Annotated in this window: 11 protein-coding genes; 5 read left to right on the top strand and 6 right to left on the bottom strand. The window is 31.1% G+C overall.

From position 1 onward, the window contains the following. The first annotated feature begins 29 nt into the window (after positions 1-29). The 5 genes from FOF46_RS08475 to miaA all read left to right on the top strand — a co-directional run bounded on the left by FOF46_RS08475 (position 30) and on the right by miaA (position 5,865). Complete coding sequence (locus FOF46_RS08475) at positions 30-692, top strand: YggS family pyridoxal phosphate-dependent enzyme (RefSeq protein WP_143916151.1); 663 nt, start codon at positions 30-32, stop codon at positions 690-692. Between the two features lie 62 nt (positions 693-754). Next, entirely contained in the window at positions 755-2,128 is a 1,374-nt protein-coding gene (locus FOF46_RS08470; RefSeq protein ID WP_109439169.1) for an exonuclease domain-containing protein, read from the top strand. After that, entirely contained in the window at positions 2,121-4,097 is a 1,977-nt protein-coding gene (locus tag FOF46_RS08465) for a DUF3857 domain-containing protein (RefSeq protein WP_143916150.1), read from the top strand. The genes FOF46_RS08470 and FOF46_RS08465 overlap by 8 nt, the downstream gene beginning before the upstream one ends. Positions 4,098-4,130: 33 nt before the next feature. Continuing rightward, positions 4,131-4,964: an ion transporter gene (locus FOF46_RS08460; RefSeq protein ID WP_109439171.1), complete on the top strand. Its 834-nt coding sequence runs from the start codon at positions 4,131-4,133 to the stop codon at positions 4,962-4,964. Then, positions 4,957-5,865 (top strand): tRNA (adenosine(37)-N6)-dimethylallyltransferase MiaA, encoded by a 909-nt coding sequence (gene miaA, locus FOF46_RS08455; protein ID WP_143916149.1) that lies wholly within the window; start codon positions 4,957-4,959, stop codon positions 5,863-5,865. The genes FOF46_RS08460 and miaA overlap by 8 nt, the downstream gene beginning before the upstream one ends. A gap of 50 nt (positions 5,866-5,915) precedes the next feature. On the opposite strand, the gene FOF46_RS08450 is transcribed toward miaA, so the two are convergent. The 6 genes from FOF46_RS08450 to FOF46_RS08425 form a co-directional block, all read right to left on the bottom strand. Then, entirely contained in the window at positions 5,916-6,629 is a 714-nt protein-coding gene (locus FOF46_RS08450) for a response regulator transcription factor (RefSeq protein WP_109439173.1), read from the bottom strand. A 3-nt stretch (positions 6,630-6,632) separates the two neighbouring features. After that, on the bottom strand, positions 6,633-8,198 hold the full coding sequence (locus FOF46_RS08445) for a sensor histidine kinase (protein WP_109439174.1): 1,566 nt from the start codon (positions 8,196-8,198) through the stop codon (positions 6,633-6,635). Between the two features lie 84 nt (positions 8,199-8,282). Further along, complete coding sequence (gene coaE, locus FOF46_RS08440) at positions 8,283-8,873, bottom strand: dephospho-CoA kinase (protein WP_244299590.1); 591 nt, start codon at positions 8,871-8,873, stop codon at positions 8,283-8,285. After that, on the bottom strand, positions 8,870-9,829 hold the full coding sequence (locus FOF46_RS08435) for a CdaR family protein (RefSeq protein WP_109439175.1): 960 nt from the start codon (positions 9,827-9,829) through the stop codon (positions 8,870-8,872). The genes coaE and FOF46_RS08435 overlap by 4 nt, the downstream gene beginning before the upstream one ends. A 5-nt stretch (positions 9,830-9,834) precedes the next feature. Beyond that, a complete protein-coding gene (locus FOF46_RS08430; RefSeq protein ID WP_143916172.1) occupies positions 9,835-10,839 on the bottom strand; it encodes a glycosyltransferase family 2 protein in 1,005 nt (334 codons plus the stop codon). 80 nt (positions 10,840-10,919) lie between these two features. Next, positions 10,920-11,738, bottom strand: a complete 819-nt coding sequence (locus FOF46_RS08425; protein ID WP_109439176.1) for an enoyl-ACP reductase FabI — start codon at positions 11,736-11,738, stop codon at positions 10,920-10,922. Positions 11,739-12,306: the final 568 nt, after the last annotated feature.

Genomic DNA, 12,306 nt, shown 5'->3' with positions numbered 1-12,306 from the left:
AATGGTTTTTTTAGATATCTTTGTAGCTTATGAATGACATCGAAAGAAATCTTCACAACATACAAACTTCAATTCCAAAAGAAGTTACTCTGGTTGCTGTATCCAAGACCAAACCTATTTCTGATCTAATGACTGCTTATAAAGCCGGACAACGCATTTTTGGCGAAAATAAGATTCAGGAAATGGCTGAAAAATGGGAAAATATGCCAAAAGACATTAATTGGCATATGATTGGTCATGTACAGACTAACAAAGTTAAATACATGGCTCCTTTTGTAAATCTCATTCATGCTGTAGATAGCTATAAACTTCTTAAAGAAATTGACAAGCAAGCAAAAAAACACAATAGAGTAATCGATTGTCTCTTACAGGTTAAAATTGCTGAGGAAGAAAGTAAATTTGGTTTATATACAGAAGACATCATTAATTTACTAGATTCTGAAGAATTAAAAAACCTCACTAATATTAGTATTAAAGGGCTAATGGGGATGGCTACTTTTACTAATAACCAACAACAAATAAAAGCTGAATTTGAAAAAATAGCTGTGCTGTTTAGAACGTTAAAACCTAAATATCCTTATCTAGAAACCTTATCCATAGGCATGAGCGGAGACTATAAAACAGCAATTGATTGCGGTAGTACCATGGTTCGAATAGGAAGTTCTATCTTTGGAGCCAGAAATTATGGATAAACAGCAAATAATTTTAATTTAACAAAAACAAAAAAACGTAACCGCTACGACAGACATTATATATGTATGCAATTTTAGATATAGAGACTACAGGAGGAAAATATAATGAAGAAGGAATTACCGAAATTGCTATATATAAATTTGACGGACATAGTGTAATTGACCAATTTATTAGTCTTATCAACCCTGAAAGACCTATACAACCATTTGTTGCTAATCTTACAGGAATAAACAATCAAATGCTTCGTAATGCTCCAAAGTTTTATGAAGTAGCAAAAAGAATTGTTGAAATCACCACAGACTGTGTTATTGTTGCTCATAACGCCAGTTTTGACTATAGAATCTTAAAAACCGAATTTTCCAGATTAGGGTTTGAATTCGAAAGACAATCATTGTGTACCGTAGAGCTTTCTAAAAAGCTAATTCCAGATCAAGAATCATATAGTTTAGGTAAGCTTGTTCGTGGACTAGGAATACCACTTTCTGACAGACATAGAGCAAATGGAGATGCTTTGGCAACAGTAAAACTATTTAAACTATTATTATCAAAAGATCTGGAAAAAACCATAATCACCGACACCGTTAGAACAGAAACCAAACGCCAGGTTGATGACAAACTTCTTAAACTTATAGAACAAGCACCTAACGCCACAGGAGTATATTATATGCATCGCGAGGACGGAACTATTATATATATTGGTAAAAGTAAAAACATTAAAAAGCGTCTCAATCAGCATTTCACTAACGATAATAGAAAATCCAAAAGAATACAAGAAGAGGTGGTAACTGTAACCCATGAAATTACAGGAAGTGAATTACTTGCTCTATTAAAAGAGAGCGAAGAAATAAAACGCAATAAACCAAGATACAATAGAGCTTTACGCAAAACTAAATTTGACCAGGCATTATATCATTTTACAGATGATAATGGGTATATAAATTTAACAGTAGGCAAAGTAGATTCTAAAAAAAACAGTATTACTACTTTTTCTAATAGACAACAAGCCAAATCTTACATGCATAGATGGACAGAAGAATATAATCTTTGTCAAAAATTAATGGGATTAGATAATGGTAAAAGCAATTGCTTTAATTACACCATAAAAAAATGTCTTGGAGCTTGCATCAATAATGAATCTCCTGAAGAGTACAATATTCGAGCACAAAAATTAATTTTCAATAGTTCTTTTCAAAGTCAAGATATGGTTATTGTGGATAGAGGAAGAGATATTGATGAACAAAGTATAATACTCGTAGAAAATGGTAGGTTTAAAGGCATTGGATATTTTAATCTTAATCATCAAATACAAAATATCGATATTTTAAGAACAATTATCACTCCGATGACCCACAACAGGGACGCCCAACATATTATTCAGAGCTACGTGCGCCAGCATAAAAAATTAAAGATTATCAAACTACCAAAAAATGATTAAAAACCTAACACTATTAATCTTTTTAACTCTTTCATTTTTTTTTACATATTCTCAAGAAACTTATAACAGCGCAAATATGCTGGTTAGTAAGGCTGACTTAGAGAACACCATTTACAAAAAAGACAGTACTGCAAATGCCTTTTTCATATATGAAAAAGGGTTTAGTAGAGTTGAGAACGGAGGAAATTATGACCTGCTTACCGATTATGAAGCAAAGATTAAAATACTTAATGAGAAGGGGTTTGATCAGGCAACTGTAAGTGTATTATTATTCAAAAACAAGAGTGGAAAAGAGCAATTTGATGATTTAAAAGCGTACACTTATAATTTGGAAAATGGTGAAATCTCAAAAACCAAAATAGAAAAGAAAAATATCTACACAGAAGCATATGACGAAAATTACACACTAGTAAAGTTCACCTTTCCTAATGTAAAGCCAGGATCAGTACTTACCTACAAATACCAACTAGCATCCCCATTTATGTATAAATTTAATGGATGGGATTTTCAGGATGATATTCCAAAACTATATAGCGAATATATTGCAGATCTTCCTGGGAATTATATCTATAATATAAAATTGGTTGGGACACTAAAACTAGAAACTAACACATCTACAATACTCAAAAAATGTTTAGAAGTTTCTAGCGGAGGGCATGCTGATTGCTCTCATAATGTATACATAATGAAAAATATCCCGGCATTTAAGGAAGAAAAGTATATGACCGCCAAAGAGAACTACTTCTCAAGGATAGATTATGAATTGAAAGAGTTTAAAGGTTTTGATGGAACAAATAAAAAATATACAGAAACCTGGGAAAATGTTGACAACAAACTCAAAAAAGAAGTTGCGATAGGAGTACAACTCAAAAAACTAGCAATTACAAAAGGGATTCTTCCTGATAGTATAAAAGCTACACCTAATGATATAAAAAAAGCCAAAAAAATATTTAGATACATCTCTAGTAATTATACATGGAATAAGAAAAACAAAATCTTTAAAGACGTAAATATTAATGAGGTAATTAAAGAAAAAGTTGGTAATGTTAGTGGCATCAACATACTCTTACACAACATTTTAAAACAGCAAAAATTTACAGTACATCCTGTACTTTTATCTACTAGAAATAATGGCTATGCTACCAAAATACATCCCGTCATCTCTGGTTTTAATTACTTGATTGTACAACTCTCAATAGATAACAAAACCTATTTATTAGATGCTACAGAAAAAACATTAGTATTTGGGGAAGTTCCATTTAGGTGCTTAAATCAATATGGTAGGTTATTAGATTTTAAGAATGGTAGTTCATGGATTGATATAAAACCTAAGCAAATTTCTGCTCATTTTTTTAAGGAAGAGATTGTACTTAATGAAGATTTAAAAATAAGTGGTAAAGCAAAACATCTTTATTCTGGATATCATTCTCATTTCAAAAGAAAAAAATTAGAGGCATTAGGCGAGAACCACTTCCTTAATAATATTAAAAATCAGGATCCAGAAATAACGATCACAGATATACATATTAAAAACAAAAATAACTACGATAAAGCTATCGAGTTTGAATTTGATTTTACAAGAGATGATGTTTCTAAAATAGACGACATACTCTATCTTAAGCCATTTACTAAAAGCTTTTTTAAACAAAATCCTTTTAAACTTAACCAAAGAACTTACCCCATAGATTTTGGTTACAAAGACACATACACCTACTTAGTTTCAATAGAATTACCCGAAAACTATGAATTTGTGGACATTCCAAAGAACTCTTTGTATCAAATTCCTAACAAATTAGGTCAACTTGGTATTAGTTTTCAAAAAAATCCGAAAAAACTAATCATCACTCATAGAATAACATTTAACTCCTCTTACTATCCTACAGAATATTATTCCATTTTGAAAGAATTCTTTAATCTCATTGTTAATATAGAAAATGACATTCTCATCGGTGTAAAGAAAAAGAGTTAGTTTTTTTATTATTTTTATTCAAAATCAAGAAGTTTGAACAATAATTCATCTCAGAAAAACTGGAAAGACAAATTACATGAGATTATCTATGAAGCAGACACACCTGCCGGAAAATCATTTGATGTAATTATTCTTATTATGATCCTTGCTAGTATTATACTAGTTATGTTAGAAAGTGTTTCGTATCTAAATGACAAATATGCTTCATTGTTTAATGCCTTGGAATGGGTTATTACCATAGTATTTACTATTGAATATTTTTTAAGGATTATAGCTATTAACAAACCAAAGAACTACATTTTTAGCTTTTTTGGAATTATAGATCTCCTTTCTACAGTTCCAAAATATTTATCTATACTATTTGTAGGAACTCATGCTCTTGTTGCCTTAAGGGCTTTACGATTATTAAGAGTTTTTAGAATATTAAAACTTGCACGTTTTATAGGAGAATCTAATAATTTAGTAAAAGCTTTAAAAGCCAGTAGAGTAAAAATATCTGTGTTTTTGCTTGCCGTGATCATTGTTGCTATAATTTTAGGAACCGTAATGTATCTGGTAGAAGGATCAGATCATGGTTTTAATAGTATTCCAAAAAGCGTTTATTGGTGTATTGTCACTCTCACAACTGTTGGGTATGGCGATATATCTCCAGAAACTCCTTTAGGGCAATTGATCGCTTCAATAATAATGATATTGGGATATGGAATTATAGCTGTTCCAACCGGTATTGTTAGTGCCGAATATACCCAACAAGTTAAACATAAAATGCCATTGAATACCCAACATTGTAGTAATTGTAATGCTGATAATCATTTAGACGGAGCAAAATTTTGTCATAAGTGTGGAGAAGATTTATATAATGAATAAAAATTTAATTGTTATTGTAGGCCCTACCGCAATTGGAAAAACAAGCTTAAGCATTCAACTTGCACAACATTTTGATTGTGAAATTGTTTCTGCAGACAGTAGGCAGTTTTACAAAGAGATGAGTATTGGTACAGCTGCTCCTACTCTCGATGAACTCAAACAAGCTAAGCATCATTTCATTCAGCATAGAAGTATCCAGGACAACTATAGTGTAGGCGATTATGAAAAAGATGCACTAAATACTCTAGAGAGGTTATTTAAAAAAAATAATTATGTTATTCTTATTGGTGGTTCTGGCCTTTATATCGATGCAATTACTAAAGGATTAGATCATTTCCCCGAAGTCGATGAGCAAATTAGAAAAGATCTTCAGGATAAATATAACACTAAAGGGATTGAATATTTACAACAACAATTAAAAGCATTAGACCCTATATATCATGAAAAAGTTGATCTACAAAACACTCATAGAGTAATGAGAGCTTTAGAAGTTTGTATTGAAAGCGGAATGCCTTATTCATCTTTTCTCAACAAACCCAAAAAAAAGAGACCTTTTTCTATTACCAAAATAGGTGTCACTGCAGAGCGAGAAGTTATTTATGATAGAATAAATCAAAGAGTAGATCTAATGGTAAATGATGGTTTGATAAAAGAAGCCAAAGACTTACATCCATACAAATCACTTAATGCACTAAACACCGTTGGATATAAAGAGATATTCAAACACTTAGATGGTGAATGGGATTTGGATTTTGCATTATCTGAGATTAAAAAAAATACCCGACGTTTTGCAAAAAGACAGCTTACCTGGTTTAAGAAAGATCTAGAAATCAAATGGTTTACTTATAAAGAAGATTACAAGTCTATTATATCATACATAAAAAAAGTTCACCATAATTAAATATTTATTATGGTGAACTTCTAAAAGTTAGTTACCGTTATTACTATTATTTAGGATTCTTCGTTTCTAACAACCAACCTAAATCCTTCTCCATGAATATTAAGAATCTCAACATTCTCGTCTTTCTTTAGATATTTTCTAAGTTTAGCTATATATACATCCATACTACGAGAAGTAAAATAATTATCATCTCTCCATATTTTTGTAAGCGCTAATTCCCTAGGCATCAAATCATTAAGATGAAGAGCTAACAAACGAAGTAATTCATTTTCTTTAGGAGAAAGTTTTATCGGATCCTCCTCTTTAAATGTTAAAAAACGAAGTTTTGAATTAAGGTGAAATCCTCCAACTTTAAATTCAAATTGCTTACTATCCGCAACAGACTCTGTACTCTTGCGTTGCATGATCGCCTGTATTTTCATCAATAACACCTCGCTATCAAAAGGCTTATTAAGATAGTCATCTGCTCCTACTTTATATCCTTTTAAGACATCTTCTTTCATTGCCTTAGCGGTTAAAAAAATGATAGGAATTTCTTCATTTTTTTCTCTGATCTCTTTTGCTAATGTAAATCCATCTTTATAAGGCATCATAACATCAAGGATACACATATCATAATCATCCTTTTTGAATTTCTCGAAGCCTTCCATACCATTTTTAGCATGCACAACATCATACTCGTTCATTACAAGATAGTCCTTTAAAACTGTTCCAAAGTTTGGATCATCCTCTACAAGCAAAATCTTTTTGTTTTCTGTTTCCATATTTTAAGATATTAACGGTAATTTAATTATAAATGTGGAGCCTTTTCCCCTTTCGCTCTCCACCCATATCTGACCATGATGGTCGTCAATAATTCGTTTTACATATGTTAGTCCTAATCCGTGTCCTTTTACATTATGCAGATCTCCTGTATGTTCTCTAAAGAACTTTTCAAAAATCTTCTTCTGTGCTACTTTACTCATTCCAATCCCTTGGTCACGAATCTTAAGAACAATACTATTTTTTACATTTTCTGTATATACATCTATTTTGGGTTCTCCTTCAGAATACTTTATTGCATTATCCAAAATATTAACTATCACATTTGTCAAATGGCTATCATTAGCCAATACAGTTGTTTTAAGGGCGCCTAAATGCATTTTAATATACCCTTCTCTATTTTCAACAATTAAAGAAACATGTGTTACTGCATCTTCAATAATATCATGTAACTCTTGTCTTTCTTTTTTAATATTAAGCTCATTTTTCTCTAACTGAGATATCCTTAATACATTTTCAACTTGAGCATGCATTCTTTTATTTTCTTCACGTATCATATTCATATAGCGCTTTACTTTTTCTTGATCTCCTGATATCTTTGGATTCTTTATAGAATCTAAAGCCAAATTAATAGTAGCTATCGGAGTCTTAAGCTCATGCGTCATATTATTAATAAAATCTGTTTTAATCTGTGATATCTGGCGTTGTTGCATCAATTGTGACAACGCACTCGAATAAGCGACTACAATAATTAATGTAAAAATTATCGATAATATCGCCATCCCTTTAATGGTAGAAAGCACATATTGCTTTTTCCCAGTAAAATTAACATACAATTGATACTCACTTACGCCTTCATCATTTACAAAAAGCGGTATAGCGTATGTTGTAGGATAATCCAAACTAAAATCATCAGAACGTACTTTTGTAGCTAAAGCATTACTATAAATAGCATACTCAAAATCTACCTTTATATCTCTCTCTTCTAATTCTTTTCTAAGCAAATATTCTATTTCCTTCTTTTGTACTCTTCTATGAATAGGGATAAAACTCGCTATTTCTCCTATCACTATTTCATAATCCATCCTTTGGAGATCTGTTAGACCTCTTATTCTCTCTAACTTAGATTTAGAATTTCGCCTCGTAAAATCATTTTTACCGTCTTGTGTTGCACTGTCAACATTACGGTTTAAAATGTTTTTCAACCTTACTGTATCAATATTAAAATTGACAAAAGATGAAAATAACTTATAATCTTCTTCTAAAATACCATCAGTATAAGCAAATGACTTTGTGGTATTATCGATACTAATATTGAGAAGCTGACGTATCGTTTTATTATCAGGCTCCTCTATGCTATCCAAAATCTCCTGCAATGGAAAAAACATTTCCTCAAACTCTCTGTATTGAATTCGATTCGATACAGATATTAATATTTGCTTTGCATTAAAAGAAAACTGTTCTTCATTATTCTCTACTGTGTTGTTAATCCAATATCCCTGAACAAAAATAATCCCAATTAACGACAAACTCATCAGGATTATCAGCAACACGAATAACCTTTTATTCATAAATCAAAAGTAAGACTTTAACATTTAGCTACTTTACGGTTTAACCAAATGTTAACAAAATGAAAGATTCGGATTACAAAGTACTTATGAAGATATGACTTTATGTATCCTATTTACCTGTTTATCAGTATCTTTTAAATCCAGATTATAGATTACAAAGTCTGCCAATGGTATTTTCTTGGCATCCTCCCACTGATTATTCATCCTGGAAAGCACCTGTTCTTTGGTTATATTATCCCTTTTTAAAACTCGTTGAATCCTAATTTCTGAAGGTACTGAAACCAAAATTGTATAATCACATTGTGTATGCCCTCCGTTTTCAAAAAGTATTGCAGCTTCTTTTATTACATATACCGAATCTTGCAAACTCTTCCAGGAATCAAAGTGTTTAGCCACTGCAGGATGTACAATCGCATTTAACTTTTCTAATTTTAAGGGGTCATTAAAAACTATATTTGCAATATACCCCCTATTCAACGTCTCATCCACATAGGAGTTTTCTCCTAATAGTGCTATGATTTTCTTTTTGACGTCATCATCTTCGTTCATCAACTTCTTAGCTTCATCATCTGATATGTATATGGGAACTCCCAACTTTTCGAACATTTTAGCGACTGTGGACTTCCCGCTACCAATTCCACCTGTTAGCCCGACAACTTTTATCTCATTTCTCATTTTAGAACTACAAATTGAACTTGTTTTTCCTGCAAACGAACATCATGGATTGATCCGGGTTTATTTACTAGTTCCAAAGTTAAAAATGAGCTTTCTTCAGATACCTTTGCATAATCTGCAACAACCATAAAATCTCGTTGACTTATTTCATTATACTTATCTAAACCTACACGGTATACAACGGTTATTTCTTTTGGAAAAATTTTAATTTCGACTCCCTCTGGTATGTTATTAATAGTAATCGGAATCTTCTGATTTCCTTCAGTAAATTTACTAACCAAAATATTTGCTTCTACCTTGGAAGGAACCACTTTTATCGTAGAAGAAAAACTTGAAACATCTATATTCAATTCAGAAGTATAATCAACATTAAGGCCTTCTAGATTTAGGTTCTCTGTATATATCCTCTCTATAGTATCAATTACTTGTGAGGGTCCACTTATCATGACTGAATCCGGAGAAACTACTAACCCTTTATCACTGCCATACCCAACAGCATATTGAATATCCTGAGCAATATTAACAGGAATCTTTTTTTCTAAATTAAGGTCTACTTTTAGCCTTAGGGTATCTTTTTGTATCGATAAAACTCTTCCCTTAAAATCTAATTTATTTTTCAATACCGCAGATTCTTTATTAACTCTAAAGTAATATTGATTGTCATCACTAATTACTGCATCTTCAACATTAAACTCTAGTATTCTCTTTTTCCAATTATGGCTCATTAATCTAAAACCATTTCCGTTTAAAACCATACGTAGTGCCTGATCACTTTCCTCGTTGAAAATTTTATCTTGTGGTATATTAGTGTATTGAACAGCTACTTCTACTTCTCGAGTATAATTTTTAGAAAATTGAATAAACAGCCATAGTAATGATGTGAATATTAGAAAAAAGAAAAAAGTCTTCACATTACTTTTTTTTAGAGAAAATCTATTGCTTATTCTGTTTGGCATATGTATTACTTTGAAAAAAACAACTTTTCGAATTGTCTTTCGGGTACTTTTTTCAATAGATGAATATAATAATAAGATTTCAGGAATCCTTTTCCGTATCCATAAAATTGTATAAAAACTGCCAATATAGATTGAAAACCTATTGAAATATTTTTATAAACTAAAGTTGCTCCCAAAAATATTAAAATAAAATATAGTCCTAAAAAAGTGATAAAATACCACCATCCAAAAAAAGCAGTTATTATCGAAAATACACCATAAAACAAAAATAAAGTGGGAAACCAATAGGTAAGTTTAGCGGTTTCTGGATGCCATTTATTTAAAATAGGCCTTACCAATCCAAATTTATTGACCTGTATGTAGAATTTTTGCCAAGAAATTCTTCTTTTATGAAAAACTTTTGCATCAGGAATCAATTCTGTATCATATTCTAATTTCCACAATCTTATCGTTAAATCAGGATCTTCTCCAGGATGTATATCTCCAAATCCTCCAGAAGCCTGAAAAGCATCTTTAGACAATCCCATATTAAAACTTCGGGGTTGAAATTTACCTAAAGTATTTTTTCGTCCTCGAATTCCTCCTGTAGTAAGGTAAGAGGTCATACTATAACTTATCGCTTTCTGAAGGTTAGAAAAACTCTCATGTGCGTCATCTGGACCTCCATAACAATGCACAAATTTTTTGTTTAAAAAACCATCAACTTTAGATAAATAATTTTTAGGAAGAATCACATCGCTATCTAAAATAATGAAATAATTTCCTTTTGCTTTACGCATACCGTAATTACGAGAATCTCCAGGGCCAGTATTAGGTTTTTGATAGTAACTGATAAAAAGCTTATCTACAAAAGTCTGAATAATATCTTCTGATGTTTCAGTCGATCCATCTTCTACAATAACAATTTCATATTTTTTATCATAATCCATTATCACCATACTATCCAACAGCTCCTTAATCTCATTGGGTCTGTTATATACGGGAACAATAAAGGAGAAATACATTTCCATATCACAAAGGTAACCTACAAAAAATCCCATACCAATTAAGAATGGGATTTTATGAGTATTATATTAATACAAAGCTGTATTTATTTTTCTTCTACAAATTTATCCATCACCATTTGGCTTACTCCCATATTTGAGAAACCTCCATCGTGATATAAATTCTGAAGTGTAACCTTTTTGGTTAAATCTGAAAACAAGGTAATTGTATAATCTGCACATTCTGAAGCAGTAGCATTACCAAGAGGAGACATCTTATCTGCATACTCAATAAAACCATCAAATCCTTTTACTCCTTTTCCCGCAGTAGTTGGCGTAGGTGATTGAGAAATCGTATTCACACGTACTTTGTTTTCTCTACCAAAGAAATATCCAAAACTACGAGCTATAGATTCTAAATATGCTTTATTATCTGCCATATCATTATAATCAGGAAATACACGTTGTGCTGCCATATAAGTCAATCCAACAATACTTCCCCACTCGCTCATTGCTTCTTTTTTGTACAATGTCTGCATGGTTTTATGAAAAGAAAGGGCAGAAACATCCCAACCTTTTTGACTCCAATCATAATTAAGATCAGTATAGTGACGACCTTTTCGCACATTTACCGACATCCCTATAGAATGTAATATAAAATCAAGTTTACCACCCAAAATTTCCATTGCTTTTTCTACAAGATTTTCTAAATCTTCTAATGAAGTAGCATCTGCAGGTATAACCTGAGCATTAGTTTTTTCTGCAAGAGTATTTATTGCACCCATACGCATTGCAACAGGAGCGTTTGTAAGAACAAAACTTCCTCCTTCTTCAAAAACACGCTCTGCGGTTTTCCAAGCAATTGAATTTTCATCAAGCGCTCCAAAAATAATTCCTCTTTTGCCTTTTAATAAATTGTGTGACATTTAATTATAAATTAAAGTATAGTTATACGAGCGGTAAAGATAACAAAACGACCTAAACCACAACGAATGGAAATAGATTTAGTTCTATACCGAAAAAAGAGATTTTTATAAAAACAGTACTATTATAAATCAATAGAACTCAAAATCCTTTATAAATATTTGATTTATGATTGCAAAACAGTAGGATTTCACCATCTTTAAAAAGACTATAACTAAATCAAAAACAGATCATTATCTAATATTAAGTTCTGACATGAAAAATAAATAACTTTAACCTCCAAAAACTAATTCAATCTAAAATTATTATTTTTCAATTAGTTGATTTTTATCGATATATAACATATATTTGACACTATATTTATAATGAGTATAATTTTTGGCATACTATTGAAAATAATATTCATCATAAATCCCCCCAAAATATAATATTGCTCCCCCGCAAAAAAAGTATAATTTATTATTCCCCCCTTACTATGTATAAATAGGCATTAGCTTATTGCTATGTCAAGGTACTTAATTGTGCACAAGAGATATTTTGATTCTAAAATTAATATCGTTCTGTATTAAT

The organism is Aquimarina algiphila (genome assembly GCF_007489275.1).
Lineage (GTDB): Bacteria > Bacteroidota > Bacteroidia > Flavobacteriales > Flavobacteriaceae > Aquimarina > Aquimarina algiphila.
The sequence above is the reverse complement of the archived record's forward strand: the minus strand, read 5'-3'. Positions and strand labels throughout refer to the sequence as shown.